Below are 23,869 nucleotides of genomic sequence, written 5' to 3'. Positions count from 1 at the left end.
CGACGGGAGACAATCACCAAGAAGGCTCAGCATGAAGAAAAGAGGGATGGCGGGGAGAAATTATGAGCGAAATCCTGATCGACGATGATGCGGGGGTCCGCACCATCACCCTCAACCGGCCCGACCGGCTCAACGCGCTGACCGGATCGATCATGGCGCCGCTCGCCGACGCTTGCGCCGACGCGGCGCGCGATGGATCGGTGGGCTGCGTGATCGTGACCGGGGCGGGGCGTGGTTTCTGCGCCGGCGGCGACCTCAAGGAGGGCGGCGCCGACAAGGCGGTCGTGCCTGCCAATGCCGAGACCGGCAGCCGTACCGAACAGGGCTTCGTGCGGCTGCGCGGCTTCATGGAAACCTCGCGGCTGCTCCACGAAATGCCCAAGCCGACGATCGCGATGATCAATGGCCCGGTGGCGGGGGCGGGGATCGGCATCGCGGGGGCGTGCGACCTGCGCTTCGCCGCGAAGAGCGCGAGTTTTCTGACCGCCTTCGATCGCATCGGCGGCGGCGGCGATTTCGGATCGACCTGGTTCTGGACCAAGATCGTCGGCACCGGGGTGGCGCGCGAGCTTTTCCTGCTCGGCGAGAAACTGTCGGCGGAGGAGGCGTTTGCGAAGGGGCTTTACACGCGCCTGTTCGACGACGCGACTTTGGCGGGCGAGACGATGAAGGCCGCCCGCCGCCTCGCCGACGGGCCGCGCATGGGGTATCGTTATATGAAGGCGAACCTCAACAATGCCGAGGACTGGGCGTTCGAGGCCGCGCTGGATGCCGAGGCGCTCAATATGGGGCTGTCGACCAGCGCCACCGCGATGATCTGGCGGGAGAAGAAGAAGCAGGAGGAACAGGGCGGTGGCTGATTTCGCGCATATCCGGATCGACCGGCACGACGCAGGCATCGCGGCGGTGGTGGTCGCGCGCGCCGATATCGGCAACGCCTCGTCGCCTGAGATGCTCGGCGAAATTCGCGACGCCTTTGCCGCACTGTCGGCCGACCGCGAGGTCCGTGCGATCGTCTTTGCCGCCGAGGGCAAGCATTTCTCGGTCGGCGCCGATTTTGCCTTTTTGCAGCGGCTCACGGGCATGACAGCCAGCGAGATCAAGGACACCGTCTACGCCAATTTCCAGGGCGCGGCGCGCGCCATCTATCGCTGTCCGAAGCCGACGCTGGCGCTGGTGCAAGGGGCGGCGGTGACGGTCGGGTGCGAGCTCGCGCTCGCGTGCGATTTCCGTATCGCGGCCGACAGCGCGATGTTCCAGGAAAGCTGGATCAAGCTGGGCATCATGCCGCCGCTCGGCGGGACTTTTTTGCTGCCGCGGATCGTCGGGCTGGGCCGCGCGATGGAGATGTGCCTGCGTGGCAAGCAGGTGCGTGCCGAGGAAGCGCTCAGCATCGGGCTGGTCAGCGAGGTGGTCGCAAAGGACGAATTGTCGGCGCGCGGCATGGATCTCGCCCGCGAACTCGCGGCATCCGCCCCGCTCGGCTACGCGACGGTCAAGCAGTCGATCCAGCGCGCACTCGAAAGCAGCATGGAGGCCGAGTGGCAGGCGAACCTGCCCAATCAGGCGCTGCTCCTCGGCAGCAAGGACCATCGCGAGGGGCTGGCGGCGGTGACCGAAAAGCGCGCGCCGGCGTTTACCGGGGAATAATCGCCCGCGTGATTGAGGCCGTGGCGAAAGCCGGGGGGGAGCAATCCGGGGCCGTTTAGAGTATCATCCGCAAAATTTGCACCCTCCCCAAGCCCGTTTGTGCTGAGCTTGTCGAAGCACCGCTCTTCTTCATTCACCGTTGAAAGAAAGGACAGCCCTTCGACAAGCTCAGGGCGAACGGTTCATATTAAACCCACGCTGCTCTAAGCGATCGTCACTCCGCTCCTCGCAATGACGAGGTTCATGACAGTTCCTGTCCCGGCGCGACGAAGATCGTCTGCGTGCCCTTGGCATAGACGCCATCCGCGTCGGCAAAGATATTCTGCGCGACCGCATGGCCGTTGCCCGCGCCTTCGGTGAAGGCGTCGAGCAGGAACCATTCGCCGCGCGGCTTGCGGAAGAACTGGATCGAGATGTCGAGATTGGCATAGCTCCATTCGGCGGCGTGGGTCGAACTGCCGACGCCGTTGCCGAAATCGGCGAAGAGGCAGGCCTTGGCAAAGGGCGAGGCGGGAGTGCCGAGCACAACCTCGCCGTCCATGCGCAGCCACACGACGCCGCGTCCCGGCGCGCGGGCTTCGCCCATGACCGGACGGGTTCGGATCGCGCCTGCCATCGTCGCCCCGGCGAGGAAACGGCGTTCCTCGACCTCCAGAGGGGCGGGGTGCGGCTGCGGCGCGGGGACGGTAGGGGTGTCGAGATGGCGCGCGAGCAGCAGATGCGCCTGCGCCACCAGCTTGCCGTCCGCGAGCAGTTCGATCCGGTGCAGTTGCGCCTGCCGCCCCTGGCGGACCGGCACGAAACGCGGGGTCAGCGCCGCGTGCGGCACCACGCCCAAGATGTCGATCGTGAGGCGGCAGACCTCGAACGCGGGATCGAATCCCGCCTCCTCGACGGCATGGCCGATCAGGGCCGCGATCGGGCCGCCCGCGACCGCATTGGCGAACCATGGATTGCGCGCGAGGCCCGAAGGAAGGAAGCTGTCGCCATCGCGGACGAAATAATGCGGGATGCGGTCGGTGGGATCACTCATGCGGCGCGTCCTATCACGCTTCCCGTGCAACACAACATGTTTGACGTAGTTATATAACTCGGGCATAGGATTCGCCGGAAACGAGGGAGACGAGCGATGGATCTGAGCTATGGCGAAGCCGCCGAGGCCTATCGCGCCGAAGTGCGGGCCTTTCTGTCGCTGCACTGGCCGCCGCCCGCCGAGCTGCGCGGCCCCGACCTGAAGGCTTTCGTTCGCACCTTTCGCGCGCTCGCGACCGAGCAGGGGCATCTCTATCGCGCGATTCCAAAGCAATATGGCGGGTCGGAGCAGCCGGTCGACGTGATCCGCGCGCAGGTGATCCGCGAGGAATATCAGCGCGCGCGCGCGCCGATGGAGGTCGGCGGTAACGGCATGAACATGACCGTGCCGACGCTGCTCGAAAAGGGCAGCGAGGAGCAGAAGGCGCTTTTCATCCGGGCGACGGTCGAAGGCGATTATATCTGGGGGCAGGGTTATTCGGAGCCCGGTTCGGGCAGCGACCTGGCCAGCGTGCGGACGCGCGGCGAATTGTCCGCCGACGGCAGCAAATGGATCATCAACGGCCAGAAGATCTGGACGTCGCAGGGCATGCAGGCGACGCACATGTTCATGCTGGTGCGCACCGAACCCGACGCGCCCAAGCATGACGGCATCACCTATCTGCTGATCGATCTGGACCAGCCGGGCATCACCCGCCGCCCGATCCGCCAGATGACCGGCGAGGAAGGCGACCATACCTTCTGCGAATTCTTTTTCGACAATGCCGAGACGCCGGTGAGCTGGCAGGTCGGCGCGCGCGGGCAGGGCTGGTACGTCAGCCGCACGACGCTGAAGCACGAGCGCGCGAGCATCGGCGGTGCCGACGGGCTGGGCCGCCAGTTCGCGAAGCTGGTCGAGCTGGCGAAGGAGGTCGGGCGTATCGACGAACCGCTGGTGCGCGACAGGCTGGCCCAGATCGAGGGGTTCGTGCTGTCGCACCGCTATTCGAGCTATCGCCTGTTCAGCTGTGCCGCCGCGGGCGAGGATGCCGGGCCGGTGGCGCTGATGATGAAGCTGCTGCTGACCGAGACCGGGCACGAAATGGCATTGCTGGCGCAGGAACTGATCGGCGAACATGGTTTCGTCGAACCCGTGGGCGCGGGCGGGCGCGGCCATCGCGGGCCGCGGGGCCCCGAAAAATGGATGGACCAGATCATGGGCAGCCTCGGCAATTCGATCGCGGGGGGCGCATCGAACATCCAGCGCAACATCATCGGCGAACGCGGGCTGGGCCTGCCCCGCGACCTGGCGATGAGCGGGGAGCGCTGAGCGATGCATTTTCACCTGACCCCAGAACAGACGGCGATTCAGGACGCGGTCCGCGGGACGCTGGCCGACCATTGGCCGATGGAAAGGCTGCACGCCTTTGCCGACGGTGCCGACGATTTCGACCGGGCGAGCTGGGACGCGCTGATGGCGCTCGGGATCGGCGGCTTGCTGGCGCCCGACAGCGGCATGGGGCTGCTCGAGGCGGCGCTGGTCTGCGAGATCGCGGGCGAGGCGGCAGCGCCGGGGCCGCTGATCGGTCAGCTGCTGGCCGTCGCAGCGGTGGCGTGCAGCGGCGATGCCGCGGCGAAGGCGCATCTCGACGGACTGGCCGGGGGGACAAAGGTCGCGGCGCTGGTCGACGGCGGCAGCGCCTATGTCGCCTGCGCGCGCGCCGCCGACCTGTTCCTGATCGTCGACCGGGCAGCCGGGGTGCGGCTCGTCGCCGCCGCGGACGCAACGATCGAGGCGGTTCCGGCGTCCGACCGCAGCCGGCCGGTGTCGAAGGTCGGGGTTGCGGCCGACGCCGGCACGGCGCTGTTCGCGGCGTCCGACCCGATGACCGCCCGCCTTGCCGACGCGGCGCTGGTGCTCGTCGCCGCCGACGCGCTGGGGGGCGCGCAGAAAGTGACCGACATGAGCGTCGCCTATGCCAAGGAGCGCGAGCAGTTCGGCCAGCCGATCGGCCGTTTCCAGGGGCTGAAACACCAGCTCGCGCACATGGCGCTCGACGTCGAGCCCGCGCGCGCGCTCGTCTGGTACGCCGCCTATGCGTGGGATTCGCAGCTGCCCGACGCGCCGCGCGCCGCGGCGATGGCAAAGGCCCACCTGTGCGACGTCTACGTCAGGGCGACCCGGGCGGCGGTCGCCGCGCACGGGGGTATCGGGTACACTTGGGAATATGGACTCCATTACTGGTTTCGTCGCGCGGCTTTTGACCGGGCATGGCTCGGAAGCCCCGCCGCGCACCGCGCGCGGGCGGCGGCGCTCGCGGGATGGTGACGCGGTGAGCGACGCCGCCGACCCGCTGCAGCTCGCCCCCGGCGTGCGCCGGCTGCGCCCCGACGATCATTTCATGATCCTGTCGGAAACCGATGCGTCGCCGATGCATGTCGGCGCGCTGATCCTGCTCGACGTGCCCCCCGCGGAGCAGGAGGGGTTTGCCGCCGCGATCCGCCGCCAGTTCGCCGAGCGGCTGCCCGCGACGCCGCTGCTCGCGCGGCTTCACGAAGCCCCCGACGGGTTCGATTCGGACGTCTGGGCCGATCTGGCGACGTGCAATCTCGATGCGCTCGTCGCGGTCCAGCCGCATCCAGGGGCGTGGAGCGAGGCCGAACTGTACGAGGCGGTCGCGATGCTCAACATGCGGCGGCTCGACCTCGAAGGGCCGCCCTTTGCGGCGCATGTCTTCGAACGGCTCGCGGACGGCGGCAGCGCGCTCTACCTCAAGATGCATCACAGCGTCGCCGACGGCATCGGCTTTCAGACGGTGCTCGGGCTGCTCAGCGATGCCGCCCCGCCGGTGCCGCCGCGCAGCGCCGATGCGGTGCTGCCCGACGCGGGCACCTGGCGCGTGCTGGCGCAGACGCACTACGCCGACCAAGCCGAATTGCGCGCCGCCCAGTCGGAGCGGCGCAAGGCGGCGCTCGCCGAACTCGAGGGGCACAAGGGCGAACGCGCGTCGACGCCGCAGCTCAGGATGTCGGGACCGACCTCGGCGCGCCGCCGCTATGCGACGATCAGCGTGCCGCTCGCGCGGGTCAAGGCGGCCGGGCAGGCGCTGGGCGCGACGGTCAACGACATCTTCCTGACGCTCGCGAGCGGAGCGATCCGCGCCTTTCTGATCGAGGCCGGCGACCTTCCCGACACCCCGGTGGTGATCAATTCGGCGCGCTCCTATCGCCGCCCCGAGCATGGCGATTTCGGCAACCGCATCGTCGCGCTGCACCCGCATCTCGCGACGCATCTCGCCGATCCGGTCGCGCGGCTGCGCGCGATCCAGGCCTCGATGGCGGCCGAGATGCGGCGGACACCGCACGACGAGGCGCTGCTCGACGCCGCCGACAAGCCCTTTGGCGCCAAGGACCGCCGCGCCGCCTTTGCCGAGCGGATGGCGGGCGGCAGGAGGCTATTGCCGGGCAATCTGACATTGTCGAACGTGCCGGGGCCGGCCGCGGCGCGCAGCTATGCGGGCTTTCGCCAGCGCCACAACTATCCGGTGCCGATCATCGGATCGGGCCGTTTTCTCAACATTACCTCGCGGCGCAGCGGCGACAATCTCGACATGGGCGTGATCGCCGATGCCGAAAAGATCGCCGACGCGGGGCGCATCGCGGCGCTGTTCGCCGCCGCACTCGACGAACTGGAGGGGCTTTAGATGACCGACGATCTGGCGTTCAGGCCGGAAGACGACCGCTATCACCAGCTGTCCGACGATCCTTATGAGACCGAGACCAACTGGTGGTCGTTCAACATCCCCGAACGCAAGATCGGCTGCTGGATCCACGCGCCCTATTATCCGAACCGCAAGGCGGTGACCTGGCGCATCTTCGCGTGGGACGATGAAGGCTATGACCAGGCGCGGATGGCCTATTACCGCAAGGTCGAGGAAGCGGCGATGCCCGACGCCCCCGACCTCACCGACATCGTCTTTCCGGGCGACAGGAACGGGGCGGGCTACAGCCTCAGGATGATCGAGCCGGGGATGAAATATCATCTGCAGTATGAGGACCCGGCGCGCGGCTTTGCGCTCGACTTCACGCACACCGGCCTCCACGAACCGCATCGCTTCCCGCCCGGCAAGCCGCCGTTCATGGCGACCCCGCATTACGACCAGCTCGGCCATGTCGAGGGCTGGATGACCCTGCGCGGCGAGAAGATCCGCATCGACGGCATCGGCGTGCGCGACCGCACCTGGGGGCCGCGCGGCGGGCCCTATGCCGCGAGCCCCAAAGTCTATGCGAGCGACATCGAGCGGGTGAAGCACCCCGGCGGTGCGCGCTGGCGCGAGATCGAACGCGAGCGTGGGCGCGGGCGCATCCAGTATATCTTCGGCCACCGCAGCGACGGCACGGGTTTCCTCGGCTTCGCGCGGGTGCAGGACGGCGACGCCGAGGGCTGGTCGCCGATGAATGCGGGCTGGATCCGCCGCGACGGCCAGTTCGGCAGCCTCGACGCGAGCAAGTCGCGCATGCGCGTGTTCCGCAGCCCGCACACCGGCTGGAGCACGCATATGCAGGTCGAGCTGGTCGACGAGCATGGCCGCGAAATGAAGAGCGAAGGCTTCACCGTCAGCACGATGAGCGAGGCAGGCTATGGTGTGAACCAGCTGATGCGCTGGGACATTGACGGCGGCATCGGCTGGGGCGAGGATCAGGATGTGTGGAACCCCATCCATTTCGTCCGCGTGCTCGACGCGCTGAAGGCCACCGCCTGACCGCGATGTTCGCGAACCTTGCGCTTCCGCTAATGTGCGCGCCAATGAGCTTTGCTTCGTCGGTGCCGCTCGCCACCGCCTGTTGCCGCGCGGGCGTCGTCGGCGGCTGGCAGGGCGGCACCATCACGCCGTTCGAACAATTCGAGGATTATCTGAAGGCGCTTGCCGACGCGGGCGGCGCGCCGCCGATCGTCAACATGCCCGCGCGCTGGGGCAGCGATCCCGCGGGCGCCGACCGGCTCGACCTGCTGGAGCGCTATCGCGTCCCGCTCGTCCTCTCGAGCCTCGGCGACCCGTCGGCGCTCGTCGAGCGGGTGCATGGCTGGGGCGGGCGGGTCGTCCACGACGTCACCACGATGAAGCATGCCGAAAAGGCGATCGCGGCGGGCGCCGACGGGTTGATGCTGACCTGCGCCGGGGCCGGCGGGCATACGGGTTTCCTGACCCCGATGGCGTTCGTACCGGCGGTGCGGCGGATGTTCGACGGCTTGCTGATCGTCGCGGGCGGCATCGCCGACGCGCACGGAATCGCCGCAGCGCTGGCGCTCGGTGGCGACATTGCGTGCATGGGGACGCGCTTTATCGCGACCCCCGAAAGCGGGGTGGTCGCGGGACATCGCGACATGATCCCCGCGGTCGGCGCCGACGACATCGTCGCTTCGGCGGCGATGAACGGCGTGCCCGCGCACTGGATGCGGCAATCGATTGAGGCGGTCGGGCTCGATGCGAAAGCGCTGCCCACTGTCCGCTCGCCGATGCCCGAGGGCGTGAAACCGTGGCGCGATATCTGGAGCGCGGGGCAGAGCGTCGGGCTGATCGACGCGGTCGAGCCGGTTGCGGCGTTGGTCGCGCGGTTGAAGGGTGAGTTCGAGGCGCTGCCGGTGGGACCGGACTGGCGCAGGCGGTTGGCGGACGTGACGGCGGATTGGGGGTGAACTGGCGGCAAGGGCATCGTCATCGCGCGTAGCGAAGCCGTCTTCGGCGCTTCGCCACGGTGCACGGCCAGAGTTCTGCCGGGCCTCAACCGAACCGTAGCCCTGAGCTTGTCGAAGGGCGCCTCGCCGAGACGCGCCCTTCGACAAGCTCAGGGCTACGGTCATGAACGATCTGGCCCGAACAGGGCGGACTATTGACCCGTCACCAGCACGACGCGCCCCGCGCTCTTGCCCGCCGCCGCATCGGTCATCGCCGCGCGGAACTGGTCGAGCGGATAGGTCCGTGCGATCGCCGGGCGCAGCTTTCCTTCGTCTGCCAGTGCGAAGATCGTGTCGCGGTTCGCATCGCTCCTTTCGGGTTCGAAGATGCCGAACTGGCGGATGTCGACCCCGATCAGGCTTGCCCCCTTGAGCAGCGGCAAATTGGTCTTGAGCGCCGCGATGCCCGCCGGGAAGCCGATCACCAGATGCCGCCCGTTCCAGGCCAGCGAGCGAAAGGCGGGGTCGGTCGCGTCGCCGCCGACGGGGTCAAAGACGACATCGACCCCCTTGCCGTCGTTCGCGGCCTTCACGGCCTCGCGCCAGTCGCTGCTGCGCGCGTCGACCACCGCATCGGCACCGCCCGCGATCGCGAGGTCGCGCTTGGCCGCATCGGACGCCGATCCGATCACCCGCGCGCCGAGATATTGGCCGATCTGCACCGCGGCATAGCCGGTGGCGCCGCCCGCGCCGAGCACGAGCAGGGTCTCGCCCGCCTTGAGCCCGCCGCGATCGACCAGCGCATGCCAGGCGGTCGCGTAGCTCACCGGGAACACCGCGGCCTCGGCAAAGGACAGGGCGTCGGGCATCCGGCGTACGACGCGCGCGGGCAGGTTCGCGGCGTCGGCGAACATGCCGCCCCAGCCGCTTGCGACCACCCGGTCGCCCACCGCAAACCCCGACACCTCGGCGCCGATGGCCTCGACGACCCCCGCGCATTCGCTACCGGGAATGAAGGGGACGGGCGGTTTGACCTGATAGCCGCCCCCCGCAGTGAGCACGTCGACGAAGCTGATCCCCGCCGCCCTGATAGAAATCCTTACTTGAGTGGGGGAGGGCGGACCCGGATCATGATCGACGAGCGTGTAGTTTTCGGGCGGGCCGAGTTCGTCGGCACGCACGGCGCGGGGCAGGGGAGCAGTCATCGGACACCTCTTGTCATTGCGAATTTAGAAGTATAACCAAGTTATATAACTATTGGAGGATAGGCTGATGGCTTTCAAGACGCGGATCACCGAAATGCTGGGGATCGAACATCCGATCGTGCAGGGCGGCATGCAGGCCGTCGGCACCGCCGAGATGGCGAGCGCGGTGTCGAACGCCGGCGGCCTTGGCATCATCACCGCGCTGACCCAGCCGACGCCGCAGGCGCTGCGCGACGAGATCGAGAAGTGCCGGTCGATGACCGACAAGCCCTTCGGCGTCAACCTGACCGTCTTTCCGACGATCAACGCGCCCGACTACAACGCCTATGCCGATGCCGTCGTCGAGAGCGGGGTCAAGATCATGGAAACCGCGGGCACCCCGGCGGTGCGCGAGATCTGGGCGCGGGTGAAGCCGCACGGCGTCACTATCCTGCACAAATGCACCGCGGTGCGCCACGCGCTGTCGGCCGAAAAAGCCGGCTGCGACATCATCTCGATCGACGGCTTCGAATGCGCGGGGCACCCGGGCGAAGACGACATCCCGGGGCTGATCCTGATCCCTGCCGCCGCCGACAAGGTCAAGATTCCGATGCTGGCGAGCGGCGGTTTTGGCGACGGCCGCGGGCTGGTCGCGGCCTTGAGCCTTGGCGCCGAGGGGATCAACATGGGCACGCGTTTCTGCGCGACGAAGGAAGCGCCCGTGCACGACAATGTGAAGCAGGCCTATGTCGACAATGACGAGCGCGGAAGCTTCCTGATCTTCCGCAATTTCAAGAACACCGCGCGCGTCGGCAAGAGCCCGGTCAGCGAGGAGGTCGTCCGCCGCCTTGCGCAGCCCGACGCCAAGTTCGGCGATGTGCAGGAACTGGTGGCGGGCACCGCGGGGCGTGAGCTGCTCGCTACCGGCGATCTTTCGAAGGGCGTTTTCTGGGCCGGGATGGTGCAGGGGCTGATCCACGATATTCCGACCTGTCAGGAACTGATCGACCGGATCATCTCGGAGGCCGAGGCGATCATCGATCAAAGGCTGGCCGGGTTCCGGCGATAAGCTAATGGCCCAATCCTCCTTGTCGCGGAGCGATGGGGAGGTGGCAGCAGCGCAGCCGCTGACGGAGGGGCAAGGACGCGACGTCGCAGCCCCTCCACCCTTCGCTTCGCGAACGGTCCCCCTCCCCATCGCTTCGCGACAGGGAGGATTATCATTGCTGCCCGCCGTCGACGCGCACCAGCGCGCCGGTGGTGTAGGATGATGCCGGGCTGGCGAGCATCAGGGCGGCGGTGACGATCTCCTCGGGCCGTCCGGGGCGCCCCAGCGCCACCGGCTGGCTCTCGCGCTTCTTCGGGTCCCATGCCTCGGCGATGTCGGTCAGGAAGGGGCCGGGGCTGATCGTGTTGACGCGCACCTTCGGCGCATATTCGCGGCTCAGCGACACGCTCATCGCGTTGAGCGCCGCTTTTGCCGAGCCATAGGGGACGACCATCGGCAGCGGCATCAGCGCGCCGGTCGAGCTGATGTTGATGATGCAGCCGCCGCCGGCCTCGCTCATCCGGTGCGCGACCTGGCTGGCGAGCCGGAACGGGCCCTTGAAATTGAGGTTGAGCACCGAATCGAACAGGTTTTCGGGCATTTCATGGCTGGGGCAGGCGGGCGACATGCCGGCATTGTTGATCAATATGTCGATACGGCCGAACTCGGCATAGACGGCCTCGACCAGCCCGTCGATCTCGTCCCAGCGGCCGCAATGCACGCCGTAAGCCATCGCCTTGCGACCGAGCGCGCGGCATTCGTCGGCGACGCTCTCGCAATTTTCGAGCTTGCGGCTCGCGACGATCACGTCGGCGCCGCGTTCGGCAAGCGCCTTGACCATGCGGTAACCGAGCCCGCGCGAGCCGCCGGTGACGAGCGCGACCTTGCCGGTGAAATCGAAAAGCGGATCGGGAATCATCTCATTCTCCTGTCGGGGGGGCGGTCATTGCCGCGGCGGCGGCGAGCAGCCCGGCGTTGCAGCGCTGGGCCGCCGCGGCGTCGGGCAGCGCGTTGAAGGCGTGGATCGCGCCGGCGTAGCTGTGGAGTTCAACGGACACGCCCGCCGCGGTCAGGCGCCGCGCATAGTCGAGATTCTCGTCGAAAAAGAGGTCGAGGCTCCCCGTCGCGATATAGGCGGGGGGCAGGTTCGCAAGGTCGTCGGCGAGGCTGGGTGAGAACCAGCCCTTGCGGGCATCGTCGGCGGCGTAATCGCCCTGCAGCGCGCTCCAGCCGAAGCGGTTGCTTGCGCGCGTCCAGATGAACTCGCCGGTGACGGGATTGTTGTAGGGGCAGCTGTCGCCGCCGGTGCGATGGTCGAGCATCGGATAGGTGAGCAATTGCCCCGCGATCGCCGGGCCGCCGAGGTCGCGCGCCATGATCGCGAGCGCCGCGGCGAGGCCGCCGCCCGCGCTTTCGCCCGCGACGACGATCCGCGCCGGATCGAAGCCGAGCGTGTCGGCTTGCCCGGCGAGCCACAGGAGTGCCGAATGGCAATCCTGCTGCGGCGCCGGAAAGGGATGCTCGGGCGCGAGACGATATTCGACCGAGGCGACGGGGACGCCCGCCGCCATCGCCAGCGCCGCGGGACCCGCCTGGATCTGGGTCGCCGACCCCATCACCATGCCGCCGCCGTGGATGTGCAGGATCGCGCCGCCGCCCGGACGCGGCGCCGGCGGGCGATAGAGGAAGACCGCAATGTCGGGGCCGCCATGGACCGACGGCACGCGTCGTTCCTCGGGGGCGATCACCGGGGGCGGCATGAAGGCATAGGTCTGTGCCGCGCGGGCACGGATGTCGGCGATCGGCGCCGCGTCGAGGTCGACGCGCGGGAACAGGTCGAGCAGCGGCAATATCTCGCGGTCGACGAGATGGCGGGTGTCCATGCGAAACTCTCCTCTCAGCCCCGCGCCCGGATCGCCTCCAGCCGGGTCGGGATATGTTCGCTCGGGAAGAGTCCCGGCGCGGGTCGAGCGTTCCTGATATACGCCCTGGCGACCTGCACCTTGTGCACTTCGGTGGGGCCGTCGGCCAGCGCCATTGCGGGCAGCCCCATCCACATGTCGGCGAGTGGCAGTTCCAACGTCATGCCGAGGCTGCCGTGCAACTGGATCGCGCGCTGGACGATGTCGTGATAGACCTTCGCCATCTGGACCTTGCACATCGCGATATGGGTGCGCGCGCCGCCGTGCGGCAGGCGCCCGGCCTCGACCTCGTCGATGATCCACGCGGTTTTGAGCACGAGCAGGCGGAATTGTTCGAGTTCGATGATCGAATCGGCGATCGCGCCCTGCACGAACTGATGCTCGCTGAGCAGCTTGCCCTGCGTGCGGCGCGACACCGCGCGTTCGAGCATCATGTCGATCGCGCGCTGGCATTTGCCGACGGTGCGCATCGCATGGTGGACACGCCCGCCGCCGAGCCGCGCCTGCGCGACCTTGAAACCTTCGCCGGGGGCGCCGAGCATCGCGTCCAAGGGCACGCGGACCTTGTTGTAGCGGATATAGGCGTGGGTGCCGTCGTCCTCGCCCTTGCTGTCGCCCATCGTCTGCGAATGGCGGATGAATTCGACCCCCGGCGTGTCGGTGGGGACGATCAGCATCGACATGCGCTCGTGCGGGGCGTTGTCGGGGTTGGTGACGACCATCACGATCAGGAAGGCCGCGAAGCGCGCGTTCGACGAGAACCATTTTTCGCCCTCGATCACCCATTCGTCGCCCTCGCGCCAGGCGCGGCAGGTGAATTCCTTGGGGTCGGCGCCCGCTTGCGGCTCGGTCATCGAAAAGCAGGAGACGATGGTGCCGTCCATGAGCGGTTTCAGGTAGCGCGCCTTCTGTTCACCGGTGCCGAACATCGCGAGGATTTCGCTGTTGCCGGTGTCGGGCGCGGCGGTGCCGAACACCGTCGGCGCCCAGTAACTGCGCCCCAAAATCTCGTTCATCAGCGCGAGGGTGAGCTGGCCGTAGCCGGGGCCGCCGAGCTCGGTGCCGAGGTGGCAGCCCCATAATCCCTGCGCCTTCACTTGTTCCTGGAGCGGCGCCATATAGGCGCGCGATTCGCCGTTCGCGACGTCATAGGGCGCGCCGTGGCCGGGAAAGAGCAGATCCATCGGTTCGCACTGCTCGCGGACGAATTTCGCCATCCAGTCGAGCTTCGCCTGCAATTCGGGTTCGATGCGGAAATCGATCATGCGCTGTTCCTTGGTTAGCCGATGAGGGGGGTTAGCCGATGAGGCGGATCAGCTTTTCGGCTTCGGCGAAATTGCCGCGAACCAGCCGGTCGAAGAAGCGCCCGGTCTCGGCGCTCAAAATGCCTTTGGCGGCTTGCGCGACCTTGTATTCGAGGATGCAGCCGCCCTTGAACATCGCGAGGATGAGGTAATAGTCGAAGCTCGCCATGTCGCGGCGGGTGCCCGCGGCATAATGCGCCATCAGCTCCTGCCGGGTCGGCCAGTCCATGACATTGTAGAGCGATTTTTCGGGAATATGGCCGGGGAAGCGCTCGTCGCGGATACCGTTGCAGAACCAGGCGAGGTCGAGCAGCGGGTCGGCGATCGTCGACAGCTCCCAGTCGATCAGCGCGGTGAGCCGGCACGGCGGGTCGAAGGCGAAGAGCGCATTTGGGGTGCCGACGTCGCCGTGGATGATGCCGGGGCGGAAGTCGGCGGGCCGGTTCGCGCGCAGCCAGTCGCGCGCGAGCGCATAGCCCGGCAGCTCGCGCCACTCGAAATCGTAAAGCTGCTTGTAGCTTCTGATCTGGCCTTCCCAGCGGTCGACCTGGCGCTCGAGGAAATTGTCGGGGCGGCCGAAGTCCTCGAGGCCGACGGCCCTGTAGTCGACGTTGGCGAGCGCGATCAGCCCGTCGACCATCGCGAACGGCACTTCGCGCGCGTGCGGGGGCCGGTCGAAGGGTGGCCGGTCGTGGATCCTGCCATCGGTCAGGTCGGCGGGCCAGCCCTCGACGCGGTCCATGACATAGAAGGGCGCACCGATCACGTCGGGGTCGGCGCAGCTGCCGTGGCATACGGGGTGAGGGACGTCGGTGCCGTTCAGCGCCGTCAGCACACGCGCCTCGCGCAACACGCTTTTCTCGCTGCCCGGCGGCGGCACCGCGGGCGGGCGGCGCAGGACCAGCGTCCGGTCGCCACGGTTCAGCGAGAGGATGACGTTCGAGGTGCCGCCGTGGATTTTTTCGACGACCAGCGGTCCGTCGCCTAGCGCGGGGATATGCACGTCGAGCCACGGCGTCAGGCGCGCGGGATCGGCCAGCGCGTGCAGGTCGTCGCTCATCCGTCGCGCTCCTTCAGATAGGCTTCGATCTCCGACCGGATCGCATGCATCCGCTCGGCGGCATCGGCGAAGGCGGGCGCGTCGACGCGCGCGAGCACGGCGCGCGTGACGACCTCGGCGCGCGCATGGTCGGCCGCCTTCAGCGCGCGCCCCGCCTCGGTCGCGACGATGAGCGACGCGCGCTTGTGTTCCGGATTGTCGGCGAAACCGACCAGCCCCAGTTCGGCGAGGCGGTTGGCGGCGCGCTGCACGACCTGCCGCGGATGGCCGAGGCTGCGGCCGATCTGCGCGACGGTCGGCGCGCTCGCGGCGTTCACCACTGCGGTCAGCACGGTGAGCTCCATTTCGGGCAGGCCGCTTTGCGCACGCGTATCGGCGTAGAGCGCGCGCATACGCCCGCGCAGCCGTGCCACCTCGTCGGCGAATCGTTCGAATTCGGTGAAGCGTTGAGACATGGCACCTTGATGTCCATTTGACACTAAGGTGTCAATGTATCTCGTGCCGCGACCCGGTCCCGATCGGCGATCCGTCCGTTCTTGCGGAAAAGCGCGGTTCCCGGATCAGCCCCGCGACGAAGAGCGGAGGATCAGCGCGTCGTCATCCTGTCGAACAGCGAGCCTTCGGCCTGCCAGTCGATCCGCACCCGCCGGTGCGCGAAGCGCCAGCCGTGCGCGGTAAGGACCAGCCGGTCGTCATAGGTGCCGCTGTGGTCGGGGCCGAAATTGCTGTGGACGGTGAAATAGCTGCGCGCGCTGGCGGTGTCGCCGTCGACCGCGATCAGCGGATTGGTGATGTGATGGCGCACGAAGGTCAGTCGCGGGTCGCGCGTTCCCGCCGACAGCGCGGCCTTGATCGCCGCGGGGCCCTGCGGTGCCTTGCCCGTATATTCGAGCACCCCGTCGTCGGCGAAACAGGCGGTCATTGCGTCGAGGCGGCCGCGGTCGCCATTGTAGGTGTAGCGCGCGAGCAGGTCGCGGATCGCGTCGCGGTCGGCGGCCAGGCGGATCTGCGGGTCAGCCATTGTAGTGCAGTTCCAGCCCGGGCTCGTCCCAGCGCATCTTCGCGATCCGCCCGGTCTGCGACAGGGTGATATAGGCGTCCTGCCGGTCGCCGCCGCCAAAGGCGATGTTGGTGACATAGGGTTCGCCCGCGATGTCGAGCTTGGTCACCCGCCCCTCGGGAGTGATCGTCGTGATGCCGCCCTGATAGAGCGTCGCGACGCAGATGTTGCCCGCTGCGGTCACCGCGAGACTGTCGAAACCCACCGGCCCCGGCGCGGTCGCCACCCACGCGGGGCGCTGCGCCTCGAGCCGGCGGTCGTAGCGCCACAGCCGCGCCTGATGCGTGTCGGCGACATAGACGTGGCGTCCATCGGGCGAGAGGCCGACGCCGTTGTACGACACCGCATGCCGGTTGATTGCGACGACGTCCGATCCGTCGGGCTGCGCGCTGAAGAGCCCGCTCGCGGTGCGGACGCCGTCGTGCGTTTTGCCGAGGTCGGTGAACCACATGCGCCCGTCGGCGTCGAAGACGATGTCATTGGGCGCCTGCAAGGCGATGCCGCCGCACGCGTCGTAGAGCCGCTCGAACTTGCCGGTGGCGAGGTCGACGCGCTCGATACGCCCCTCGTGCCCCGGCCCATGCGCATTCTGGAAGCGGACGAGATCGAGCCCGCCGTTGTTGCACAGGTAAAGCGCGCCGTCGGGCCCGATCGCGGCACCGTTCGGGCCGCCGCCGATCTCGCAGACCACTTCGGTCCGCCCGTTCCAGCAGCGCGTGATGCGCCCGCCGGCGAGTTCGACGACGATCACCGATCCGTCGGCCATCACCACGGGCCCTTCGGGAAAGGCGAGTCCCTCCGCGACGATTTCCATCACCCTCTCCTGTATAACCTAGTTAGTCATGTCTTGACATGCGGGAGCGGGACGCGCAACCCTGCCCGCAAGGAGAGAGACTTGCCCGTTCCAGCCCACCACATCGTGGCGACCCCGCCGCCGTTCGACGCGCCGCCCTATCCGGTCGACATTTTTGCAGGACGGACGGTGCTTGTCACGGGCGGCGGTTCGGGCATGGGGCTCGCCATGGCCAAGGCCTTTGCGCAGGGCGGGGCGAATGTCGCGATCATGGGGCGCAGCATCGAGCGCGCGCAGGAAGGCGCCGCCGAGGTCGCGGCGATCGGCGTGCGCACGCATGCGATGAGCTGCGACGTGCGGTTCCCCGAAGCGGTTGCAGCGGCGTTCGACGAGGCCGAGGCCGCGCTGGGCCCGGTTTCGCTGCTCGCCAACAATGCCGGCGCCAATTTCCCGATCCTCGCCGAGGATATCTCGCCCAACGCGTGGAACGCGGTGACGCGGATCGCGATCGACGGAACCTTTCTCTGCTCGACCGAATTCGCCCGCCGCCGCATCGCGGCGTCAGAGGGCGGCGCGATCGTCAACAACAGCGCGCAATATATCTGGACAGGCTTTCCCGGCGATGCGCACAGCGCCGCCGCCAAGACCGCGCAGGCGACAATGACGAAGAAGCTCGCCGCCGACTGGGCGCCGTACGGCATCCGCGTCAACGCGATCGCGGCGGGCTTCTTCCCGCACGCGACCTCGACCGCGGGCAACCGCGAGGGCGGGACCGAACCGCTCCAGAATATGATCCCCGCCGGACGCACCGGCAGCATCCGGGAGTTCGGCTGGCTCTCGGCGATGACTTGCACGCCCCTGTTCGGCGGAATGACGGGGCAGGTGATCGTGCAGGACGGTGGCGAGAGCCTGCGCCGGTCGCTGATCATGCCCGATTATGTGCCGCCGCGCGAACGCGCCGACGGACCGTGGGGGTGGAAATGAACGACTGGCTGGCGGGCAAACGCGTGCGGATCGAGGGTGACAACCCCGCGATTGCCGCGGCATTCGAGGCGGCGGGTGCGGCACCGGCGGGTGACGACGACTGCGACATCTGGGTCCATGTCGCCCCGCCAACGCCGGTCAGGGCGGCGCACGAACTCACCCACGCCCAATGGCGTGCGGCGATGGACGCCGGGCTCGATCGCCGCTTCCTCGGCGCAAGGGATTTTGCCGCGCAACGCCGCGCGCGCGGGCAGGGCGGGGTGATCCTCTTCATCGGCGCGCCCGAACAGGCGCTCGGCGCCGATCAGGCGGCGGCTGCGGGCGCACTCGGCAATCTTACAAAGACGCTGGGCGTCGAGTGGGCGCGCGACGGCATTCGCGTGAACAGCATCCTGACGCACGAAAGCGGCGACACGCTCGGCCACCTCGCCGCCTACCTCGCCAGCGACTATGCCGCCTATGTCACCGGGGCGGTGATGGGGGTGGGCCTCGATGACTGACCGCATCCGCCTCGACGGGCAGGCGGCGTTCGTCACCGGCGGCGGCGGCGGCATCGGCCGAGCGATCGCGATCCGGCTCGCCGAAGCGGGCGCCGATGTTGCGATCTATGACATCTTTCCCGAGCGCGCCGAAGAGGCCGCCGGGTGCGTTCGCGAGACAGGGCGCCGGGCGCTGGCGATCGCCGGCGACGTGATGGACGGCGACGCGTTGCGCGCGGCGGTCGATCGCGCCGCGGACGCATTCGGCCGGCTCGACATCCTTGCCAACAATGCCGGCGGGGTGTCGGCGCGGCCCTTCCTCGAACAGAGCGAGCGCAGCATGCGCAAGCATATCGACATCAACCTGATGTCGATGCTGATCGCGACGCAGGCGGCCGCCAGGCATATGGTCGCGGGCGGGCGCGGCGGTTCGATCGTCAATGTTGCGAGCATCGAGGCGAGCCGCGCGGCGCCGAATTTTGCGGTCTATGCCGCGTGCAAGGCGGGGATGCTCAGCTTCACCAAATCGATGGCGGTCGAACTGTCGGGGCACGGCGTCCGCGTCAACTGCATCGCCCCCGACCATACGATCACCCCCGGCAACCAGGGGAATCGCGCCGGTCCCGTCGACCCCGCGACCTGGAAACACCGCAGCGAGGAGGAGGTCGACGCGATGAACCGCCTGATCCCGCTGGGGCGCGAGGGTGTCGATATGGAATGCGGCGATGCGGCGGTGTTCCTGTCGAGCGCGATGGCGAGCTATATCACCGGCGTGCTGCTGCCGGTCGACGGTGGAACATGGGGGTCGTCGGGCTGGGTCCGCGCAAGAAACGGCAAATGGACACTGAACGAAGGCCTGTCCTTTGGGAGCTAAATAGAAGAAATCGCCGCAACATTGCGGGGTTGCGCCAAAAGCCCTAAAGGCGCAGCTAGAGTGAGTACAAATGAAACGATCCGGGCAGGGGCAGGATTTGTGAATATGGAAAATGGCAGCGCGCGCATCCGGGTGCCGAAGACTTCGGAACTGGTTGCCGATCAGATCAGGGCCCAGATCATCCGCGGCGAACTGACCGAAGGGGATTCGCTGCCGCCCGAGGGCACGCTGATGACGACGCTCGGCATTTCGCGCCCGACGTTGCGCGAGGCCTTTCGCATCCTCGAGGCCGAGAATCTGATCAGTGTCGTGCGCGGTTCGCGCAGCGGTGCGCGCGTGCACCAGCCCTCGACCGACCTCGTCTCGCGCTACGCCGGCTATGTGCTCGAAGCGCAGGGCACGACGATCGCCGACCTCTATGCCGCGCGGCTCGCGATCGAGCCGACCGTCGTGCGCTGGCTCGCCACCGCCAAGGGGCAGACGCCGGGCTTCGCGCGGCTGAAGCAGGTGCTCGCCGATCTCGACGCGATGCTCAAGGCCGAGGGTTATGCCGAGTTCGTCGACAATGTCTCGCACTTCCACCAGACGCTGGTCGAGGCGACGGGCAACAAGACGCTGAGTTTCATGAACCGCATGCTGCTCAACCTCGGCCGGCATCACCAGAACGACTATCAGCGTCGCCACCCGCGGACGACCGAGGACAAGTACAAGAGCCTGCGCGCGGGCTTCAAATCGTTCGAGAAGCTGGTCACGATGATCGAGGCCGGCGACGTCGAGGGCGCGGTCGCGCACTGGCGGCTCCACCTGCGCAACGCCAACGAGACGTGGGCGACGCGCGGCGAGGGCGAACGGATCGTCGACTCGCTGCACGGATGAACTTCATCGACGCGATCATCGCCGCCGCAGCGCGCGCTCCCGCTGCGGCGCTGACCGTCGTCTCCGATACATGCCCCGCCGAAACGACGCTCGGCGATGTCGTCGCGGCGGGCCGCCGCATGGGCACGCGAATGACGGCGGCGGGGATCGTTCGCGGCGATGTCGTCGCCTGCATGCTGCCCAACTGGCGCGAATGGCTCGTCGTCGCGGTCGCGGCGGCGCAGGCGGGGGCGGTGATGCTGCCCGTCGTCACCATCTACGGCGCGAAGGAACTCGGTTTCATCCTGCGCCAGTCGGGCGCCAAATGGCTTTTCACCCCCGACCGCTTCCGGGGCGTCGATTACCGGCAGGTGGTGGCCGATTGCGGCGCCTTGCCCGCGCTCGCGCGCCATGTCTCGACCGGCCCGGATTTCGGTGCGCTCGAAGCCGACGGCTCGATCGCCGACCCGGTGCCGCGCGCGGAGGATGAACTGGCGCTGCTCGTCTATACTTCGGGCACCACCGCCGATCCCAAGGGCGTGATGCACAATGCCCGCGCGATCCTTGCCGAAATGCAGTCGATGCGCGAGATGCGCGGCGGCGGCGGCGGCGGCGGCGGCGGCGACGACGAGGCGGTGATATCGCCCTGGCCGCCGGGGCATGTCGCGGGCGCGCTGTCGATGTACCGCTTCCTCTGCCAGGCGACGCCGCTGGTGCTGATGGACCAGTGGGACGCGGCGCGCGCGGCCGAACTGATCGCACGGCATCGCATCGCCTTCACCTCGGGCACGCCCTTTCACCTGTCGGGACTGATGGCGGCGGCCGACGCGCACGGTCACGACCTGTCGTCGCTCCGGCATTATATGGTCGGCGCGGCACCGGTGCCGCCCTCGCTGATCGCGCGCTGTCAGGCGCAGGGGCTCGCGGTCTTTCACTGCTATGGGTCGAGCGAGCATCCGACGGTGACGTCGGGGATCGCCGAAGATCCGCTCGACAAGCAGCTCGACACCGAAGGGCGCGCGATCCCGGGGTCGGAACTGCGCTTCGTCGACGATGACGGGCATGACGTCCCCGCGGGCGAGGATGGCGAGATCTGCACGCGCGGCCCGGAATTGTTCATGGGCTATCTCGACCCCGCGCTGAACGAAAGCGCCTTCCTGCCGGGCGGCTGGTATCGCAGCGGCGATATCGGGCGGCTCGATGCCGACGGCTATCTGCTGATCACCGACCGCACGAAGGACATCATCATCCGCGGCGGCGAGAATATCGCGTCGAAGGAGGTCGAGGCGCTGCTGCTGGCGCATCCGAAGATTGCCGATGCCGCCGCGGTCGCCGCACCCGACGATCGCATGGGCGAGGTGGTGCGCGCGTGCGTCGTGCTGGCGCCGGGGGAGACGCTGACGCTGAACGAACTGCGCGACCATTTCTTCGCCGCGGGGATCGCGAAGCAGAAGACGCCCGAGCGGCTGAGCCTGTTCGCCGAACTGCCACGCAATGCTTCGGGCAAGGTGCTGAAGCACGAATTGCGGCGGACAGTTTAAAGCCCCTCCCCTTTAGGGGAGGGGTTGGGGTGGGGGCCTGCGAGATAGTGCAAGGCCCATGGCCCCCACCCGCTGCGACTAGGCAGCAAGCTGCCAAGTCTCGCCGCCCTCGCCTAAAGGGGAAGGCGTGCTCTAGTTCCGCATGATGAACCCGCCGTCGACGTTGAGCGCCTGCCCGGTGATCCAGTCGCCCGCGGGCGAACAGAGCAGCAGCAGCGCGCCGACGAGATCCTGTGGTTCGCCGCGCGGTTGCTTGACCACGCGCGCCATCGCCGCCTGGACGAAGGGGCTTTCCTCGGGGGTCAGCGCCTTGCCCGCGTCGGACATCGTCATCCCCGGCGCGATCGCGTTGACGTTGATGTTCATCCGCCCGAGTTCGGTCGCGAGCGTCGTCGTCAGCCCGAGCAGCGCGACCTTGCTGATCCCGTAGGTGGTCTGCGCGGGAAAGCCGCCCGCCGACAGCTGGTTGACGATCTTGCCGCCGCCGCGCGCCTGGAACAGGGGCACCGCCGCCTTCGAACAGATCAGCGCGCCGGTCAGGTTGACGCGCAGCAATCGGTCGAAATCGGCGATGCTCGTGCTGATCGCGGGGGTGCCGACCGCCTCGACCATCAGCGCGGCGTTGTTGACGAGAATGTCGAGCCCGCCGAACGCGCTCTGTACCGCGTCCATCATCGCGCCGACCGATGCCTCGTCGGCGATGTCGACCTCGACTGCGACGGCCTTGCCGCCCGCGGCGGTGATTTCTCCCGCGACGCGTTCGGCGCCCTCGCGGTTGAGGTCGGCGACGACGACGCTCGCCCCCGCATTGGCGAGGCCGACGGCATAGGCGCGGCCGATGCTGTTGCCGCGCCCGCCCGCGCCAGTGACGATCGCGACCTTGCCGTCGAGGCGGAACTGATCGTTGGTGAAATCACCCATGGTCACGCCTCCTGCTTCGGGAAGATCGGAGCGCCGACGCCGATGGTGACGGTCTTGTAGTGGAGGAATTCGTCGATCCCCGCCTTGCCGCCTTCCTTGCCGAAGCCCGAGATGCCGATGCCGCCGAAAGGCGTGTGCGGATTGATCTGGAATCCGCCATTGTTATAGACGCCGCCCGCGTTGAGCCGTTCGGACAGGCGGTGGACGCGCTGGAGGTCGTTCGACTGGATATAGGCGGCGAGGCCATATTCGCTGTTGTTGGCGATCGCGACCGCCTCGTCCTCGGTGTGGAATTTCATCACGACGACGGCGGGGCCGAAGATCTCGACCTGACTGATCTCGTGATCGGGGTCGGCATCGACGATCAGCGTCGGTTCGATGAAATTGCCCTCGGCGAGATCGCCGCCGCAGCGCCCGCCGCCGAGCAGGAAGGTCGCCGCGCCGTCGGCCTTGGCGCGGTCGAACATGCCGGTGATGCGATCGACCGCCGCCTTGTTGATCACCGGGCCGACCGCGACGGTCGGATCGAGCGGGTCGCCGACCTTGAACTGGCCGATGATCGCTTTGAGGCGCGCGACGAAATCGTCGTAGATGTCGGCGTGGACGAGCTGGCGGGTGGGGAGGGCGCAGCCCTGGCCCGACAGGCAGCCGACGGTCCAGAACACCGCGCGTTCGGCTGCCGCCTGGATGTCGCAGTCGGGAAAGACGAGGCTTGCCGACTTGCCGCCGAGTTCCATCACCGACGGCTTGATCTCCTCGGCGCAGGCGGCGAGGATCTTGCGCGCGGTGATGGGTCCGCCGGTGAAGCTGATCTTGCGGATCTTCTTGTGGCGGACGATCGCCTCGCCCGCCTCGGCGGTGCCGGGCAGGATCGACAGCACGCCGTCGGGCACGCCGGCCTGCTTGCACAATTGCGCGAACAGCTCGGGCGCGAAGGGGGTGATTTCGGCGGGTTTGCAGATCACGCAATTGCCCGCGGCGAGCGCCGCGGCGACCTTCATGCCGAGCGAGATCAGCGGACCGTTCCACGTGATGATGATGCCGACGATGCCGATCGGTTCGGGCACGGTGTAGCTGAGTTCGCCGCGCGTATCGAAGGTGCTGAGGAGTTCGCCCGACATCTTGTCGCACCAGCCCGCATAATAGCGCGTCCAGCCGACCGCGGTGTCGACCCCGCGCTCGCCGACCATCAGCGTCGTGCCGCCGTCGAGCGCCGCCATTTCGGCAAGCTTCGTCTTGTTCGCTTCGAGCAGGTCGGCGAGGCGATTGAGGATATCGCGGCGCGCCTCGGGTGCGGTGCGGCGCCATGACTCCTGCACCGCAGCGGCCTTGGCGACGGCTTCTTCGACTTCCTTCGCGCCGGCGAGCGGGATATCGGCCTGGACCTCCTGCTTCACCGGGTGGAGGTGCGGATGCGTACCCCCGCTGCCGCTCGTGCGTTGTTCGTGCCCCAGATGCAGATGCACTGCGGGTGCTGCGCTAGCCATGTCTCTTGTCTCCCAATGA

The 23,869-nt window shown here is 67.9% G+C and carries 24 protein-coding genes; 13 read left to right on the top strand and 11 right to left on the bottom strand.

The window, feature by feature from the left end; genetic code table 11:
• Positions 1 to 62: 62 nt before the first annotated feature.
• Both EAO27_RS09700 and EAO27_RS09695 read left to right on the top strand, forming a co-directional pair.
• On the top strand, positions 63 to 860 hold the full coding sequence (locus tag EAO27_RS09700; RefSeq protein WP_242780035.1) for an enoyl-CoA hydratase-related protein: 798 nt from the start codon (positions 63 to 65) through the stop codon (positions 858 to 860).
• Positions 853 to 1,650, top strand: coding sequence for an enoyl-CoA hydratase/isomerase family protein (locus tag EAO27_RS09695; protein ID WP_242780033.1), 798 nt, complete (start codon positions 853 to 855; stop codon positions 1,648 to 1,650). The genes EAO27_RS09700 and EAO27_RS09695 overlap by 8 nt, the downstream gene beginning before the upstream one ends.
• A gap of 241 nt (positions 1,651 to 1,891) precedes the next feature.
• Here EAO27_RS09695 and EAO27_RS09690 read toward each other — a convergent pair whose 3' ends face one another.
• On the bottom strand, positions 1,892 to 2,683 hold the full coding sequence (locus EAO27_RS09690) for a thioesterase family protein (RefSeq protein WP_242780031.1): 792 nt from the start codon (positions 2,681 to 2,683) through the stop codon (positions 1,892 to 1,894).
• A 96-nt stretch (positions 2,684 to 2,779) separates the two neighbouring features.
• On the opposite strand from EAO27_RS09690, the gene EAO27_RS09685 reads away from it, so the two are divergent.
• From EAO27_RS09685 to EAO27_RS09665, 5 genes are read left to right on the top strand one after another with little or no spacing between them, the layout of a single operon-like run.
• Positions 2,780 to 3,991, top strand: a complete 1,212-nt coding sequence (locus EAO27_RS09685; RefSeq protein ID WP_242780029.1) for an acyl-CoA dehydrogenase family protein — start codon at positions 2,780 to 2,782, stop codon at positions 3,989 to 3,991.
• Between the two features lie 3 nt (positions 3,992 to 3,994).
• Positions 3,995 to 4,990: an acyl-CoA dehydrogenase family protein gene (locus EAO27_RS09680; RefSeq protein ID WP_242780027.1), complete on the top strand. Its 996-nt coding sequence runs from the start codon at positions 3,995 to 3,997 to the stop codon at positions 4,988 to 4,990.
• Between the two features lie 4 nt (positions 4,991 to 4,994).
• Positions 4,995 to 6,365, top strand: a complete 1,371-nt coding sequence (locus EAO27_RS09675; RefSeq protein WP_242780025.1) for a wax ester/triacylglycerol synthase domain-containing protein — start codon at positions 4,995 to 4,997, stop codon at positions 6,363 to 6,365.
• Entirely contained in the window at positions 6,366 to 7,424 is a 1,059-nt protein-coding gene (locus EAO27_RS09670; protein WP_242780023.1) for a hypothetical protein, read from the top strand.
• A gap of 44 nt (positions 7,425 to 7,468) precedes the next feature.
• The gene (locus EAO27_RS09665) at positions 7,469 to 8,359 is read left to right on the top strand and encodes a nitronate monooxygenase (protein ID WP_242780021.1); all 891 of its coding nucleotides are present in this window, start codon (positions 7,469 to 7,471) and stop codon (positions 8,357 to 8,359) included.
• Positions 8,360 to 8,550: 191 nt separating this feature from the next.
• Here EAO27_RS09665 and EAO27_RS09660 read toward each other — a convergent pair whose 3' ends face one another.
• Complete coding sequence (locus EAO27_RS09660) at positions 8,551 to 9,543, bottom strand: NADPH:quinone oxidoreductase family protein (protein WP_242780019.1); 993 nt, start codon at positions 9,541 to 9,543, stop codon at positions 8,551 to 8,553.
• Between the two features lie 67 nt (positions 9,544 to 9,610).
• On the opposite strand from EAO27_RS09660, the gene EAO27_RS09655 reads away from it, so the two are divergent.
• On the top strand, positions 9,611 to 10,591 hold the full coding sequence (locus tag EAO27_RS09655) for a nitronate monooxygenase family protein (protein WP_242780017.1): 981 nt from the start codon (positions 9,611 to 9,613) through the stop codon (positions 10,589 to 10,591).
• A gap of 151 nt (positions 10,592 to 10,742) precedes the next feature.
• Here EAO27_RS09655 and EAO27_RS09650 read toward each other — a convergent pair whose 3' ends face one another.
• From EAO27_RS09650 to EAO27_RS09620, 7 genes are all read right to left on the bottom strand, one after another.
• Complete coding sequence (locus EAO27_RS09650; RefSeq protein ID WP_242780015.1) at positions 10,743 to 11,489, bottom strand: SDR family NAD(P)-dependent oxidoreductase; 747 nt, start codon at positions 11,487 to 11,489, stop codon at positions 10,743 to 10,745.
• 1 nt (position 11,490) lies between these two features.
• Positions 11,491 to 12,453: an alpha/beta hydrolase gene (locus tag EAO27_RS09645; RefSeq protein ID WP_242780013.1), complete on the bottom strand. Its 963-nt coding sequence runs from the start codon at positions 12,451 to 12,453 to the stop codon at positions 11,491 to 11,493.
• 14 nt (positions 12,454 to 12,467) lie between these two features.
• Complete coding sequence (locus EAO27_RS09640) at positions 12,468 to 13,757, bottom strand: acyl-CoA dehydrogenase family protein (RefSeq protein WP_242780011.1); 1,290 nt, start codon at positions 13,755 to 13,757, stop codon at positions 12,468 to 12,470.
• A 31-nt stretch (positions 13,758 to 13,788) separates the two neighbouring features.
• A complete protein-coding gene (locus EAO27_RS09635; RefSeq protein ID WP_242780009.1) occupies positions 13,789 to 14,856 on the bottom strand; it encodes a phosphotransferase family protein in 1,068 nt (355 codons plus the stop codon).
• Complete coding sequence (locus tag EAO27_RS09630; RefSeq protein ID WP_242780007.1) at positions 14,853 to 15,311, bottom strand: helix-turn-helix domain-containing protein; 459 nt, start codon at positions 15,309 to 15,311, stop codon at positions 14,853 to 14,855. Before EAO27_RS09630 ends, EAO27_RS09635 begins: the two co-directional genes overlap by 4 nt.
• 131 nt (positions 15,312 to 15,442) lie before the next feature.
• Positions 15,443 to 15,877 (bottom strand): nuclear transport factor 2 family protein, encoded by a 435-nt coding sequence (locus tag EAO27_RS09625; RefSeq protein WP_242780005.1) that lies wholly within the window; start codon positions 15,875 to 15,877, stop codon positions 15,443 to 15,445.
• Complete coding sequence (locus EAO27_RS09620; RefSeq protein WP_242780003.1) at positions 15,870 to 16,730, bottom strand: SMP-30/gluconolactonase/LRE family protein; 861 nt, start codon at positions 16,728 to 16,730, stop codon at positions 15,870 to 15,872. Before EAO27_RS09620 ends, EAO27_RS09625 begins: the two co-directional genes overlap by 8 nt.
• A gap of 81 nt (positions 16,731 to 16,811) precedes the next feature.
• Between EAO27_RS09620 and EAO27_RS09615 the strand changes: the two genes are divergently transcribed.
• The 5 genes from EAO27_RS09615 to EAO27_RS09595 all read left to right on the top strand — a co-directional run bounded on the left by EAO27_RS09615 (position 16,812) and on the right by EAO27_RS09595 (position 21,442).
• The gene (locus EAO27_RS09615) at positions 16,812 to 17,693 is read left to right on the top strand and encodes an SDR family oxidoreductase (RefSeq protein ID WP_242780001.1); all 882 of its coding nucleotides are present in this window, start codon (positions 16,812 to 16,814) and stop codon (positions 17,691 to 17,693) included.
• Entirely contained in the window at positions 17,690 to 18,193 is a 504-nt protein-coding gene (locus tag EAO27_RS09610; RefSeq protein ID WP_242779999.1) for an SDR family oxidoreductase, read from the top strand. Before EAO27_RS09615 ends, EAO27_RS09610 begins: the two co-directional genes overlap by 4 nt.
• Complete coding sequence (locus EAO27_RS09605) at positions 18,186 to 19,046, top strand: glucose 1-dehydrogenase (protein ID WP_242779997.1); 861 nt, start codon at positions 18,186 to 18,188, stop codon at positions 19,044 to 19,046. The genes EAO27_RS09610 and EAO27_RS09605 overlap by 8 nt, the downstream gene beginning before the upstream one ends.
• Before the next feature lie 105 nt (positions 19,047 to 19,151).
• Positions 19,152 to 19,922 carry an FCD domain-containing protein gene (locus EAO27_RS09600; protein WP_242779995.1) on the top strand — a complete coding sequence of 257 codons (771 nt, stop codon included), beginning with the start codon at positions 19,152 to 19,154 and terminating at the stop codon, positions 19,920 to 19,922.
• A complete protein-coding gene (locus tag EAO27_RS09595; RefSeq protein ID WP_242779993.1) occupies positions 19,919 to 21,442 on the top strand; it encodes an AMP-binding protein in 1,524 nt (507 codons plus the stop codon). Before EAO27_RS09600 ends, EAO27_RS09595 begins: the two co-directional genes overlap by 4 nt.
• Positions 21,443 to 21,574: 132 nt before the next feature.
• On the opposite strand, the gene EAO27_RS09590 is transcribed toward EAO27_RS09595, so the two are convergent.
• Positions 21,575 to 22,363, bottom strand: coding sequence for an SDR family oxidoreductase (locus EAO27_RS09590; protein WP_242779991.1), 789 nt, complete (start codon positions 22,361 to 22,363; stop codon positions 21,575 to 21,577).
• Between the two features lie 2 nt (positions 22,364 to 22,365).
• Positions 22,366 to 23,850, bottom strand: coding sequence for an aldehyde dehydrogenase family protein (locus EAO27_RS09585; protein ID WP_242779989.1), 1,485 nt, complete (start codon positions 23,848 to 23,850; stop codon positions 22,366 to 22,368).
• Between the last annotated feature and the right edge of the window lie 19 nt (positions 23,851 to 23,869).

Source organism: Sphingopyxis sp. YF1 (assembly GCF_022701295.1).
GTDB lineage: Bacteria > Pseudomonadota > Alphaproteobacteria > Sphingomonadales > Sphingomonadaceae > Sphingopyxis.
The sequence above is the reverse complement of the archived record's forward strand: the minus strand, read 5'-3'. Positions and strand labels throughout refer to the sequence as shown.

Coding starts and splice junctions, on each gene's coding strand:
- EAO27_RS09700 (WP_242780035.1), top strand. CDS start 63: ATGAGCGAAATCCTGATCGACGATGATGCGGGGGTCCGCACCATCACC.
- EAO27_RS09690 (WP_242780031.1), bottom strand. CDS start 2,683: ATGAGTGATCCCACCGACCGCATCCCGCATTATTTCGTCCGCGATGGC.
- EAO27_RS09685 (WP_242780029.1), top strand. CDS start 2,780: ATGGATCTGAGCTATGGCGAAGCCGCCGAGGCCTATCGCGCCGAAGTG.
- EAO27_RS09680 (WP_242780027.1), top strand. CDS start 3,995: ATGCATTTTCACCTGACCCCAGAACAGACGGCGATTCAGGACGCGGTC.
- EAO27_RS09670 (WP_242780023.1), top strand. CDS start 6,366: ATGACCGACGATCTGGCGTTCAGGCCGGAAGACGACCGCTATCACCAG.
- EAO27_RS09665 (WP_242780021.1), top strand. CDS start 7,469: ATGAGCTTTGCTTCGTCGGTGCCGCTCGCCACCGCCTGTTGCCGCGCG.
- EAO27_RS09660 (WP_242780019.1), bottom strand. CDS start 9,543: ATGACTGCTCCCCTGCCCCGCGCCGTGCGTGCCGACGAACTCGGCCCG.
- EAO27_RS09655 (WP_242780017.1), top strand. CDS start 9,611: ATGGCTTTCAAGACGCGGATCACCGAAATGCTGGGGATCGAACATCCG.
- EAO27_RS09650 (WP_242780015.1), bottom strand. CDS start 11,489: ATGATTCCCGATCCGCTTTTCGATTTCACCGGCAAGGTCGCGCTCGTC.
- EAO27_RS09645 (WP_242780013.1), bottom strand. CDS start 12,453: ATGGACACCCGCCATCTCGTCGACCGCGAGATATTGCCGCTGCTCGAC.
- EAO27_RS09640 (WP_242780011.1), bottom strand. CDS start 13,757: ATGATCGATTTCCGCATCGAACCCGAATTGCAGGCGAAGCTCGACTGG.
- EAO27_RS09635 (WP_242780009.1), bottom strand. CDS start 14,856: ATGAGCGACGACCTGCACGCGCTGGCCGATCCCGCGCGCCTGACGCCG.
- EAO27_RS09630 (WP_242780007.1), bottom strand. CDS start 15,311: ATGTCTCAACGCTTCACCGAATTCGAACGATTCGCCGACGAGGTGGCA.
- EAO27_RS09625 (WP_242780005.1), bottom strand. CDS start 15,877: ATGGCTGACCCGCAGATCCGCCTGGCCGCCGACCGCGACGCGATCCGC.
- EAO27_RS09620 (WP_242780003.1), bottom strand. CDS start 16,730: ATGGAAATCGTCGCGGAGGGACTCGCCTTTCCCGAAGGGCCCGTGGTG.
- EAO27_RS09610 (WP_242779999.1), top strand. CDS start 17,690: ATGAACGACTGGCTGGCGGGCAAACGCGTGCGGATCGAGGGTGACAAC.
- EAO27_RS09605 (WP_242779997.1), top strand. CDS start 18,186: ATGACTGACCGCATCCGCCTCGACGGGCAGGCGGCGTTCGTCACCGGC.
- EAO27_RS09600 (WP_242779995.1), top strand. CDS start 19,152: ATGGAAAATGGCAGCGCGCGCATCCGGGTGCCGAAGACTTCGGAACTG.
- EAO27_RS09595 (WP_242779993.1), top strand. CDS start 19,919: ATGAACTTCATCGACGCGATCATCGCCGCCGCAGCGCGCGCTCCCGCT.
- EAO27_RS09590 (WP_242779991.1), bottom strand. CDS start 22,363: ATGGGTGATTTCACCAACGATCAGTTCCGCCTCGACGGCAAGGTCGCG.
- EAO27_RS09585 (WP_242779989.1), bottom strand. CDS start 23,850: ATGGCTAGCGCAGCACCCGCAGTGCATCTGCATCTGGGGCACGAACAA.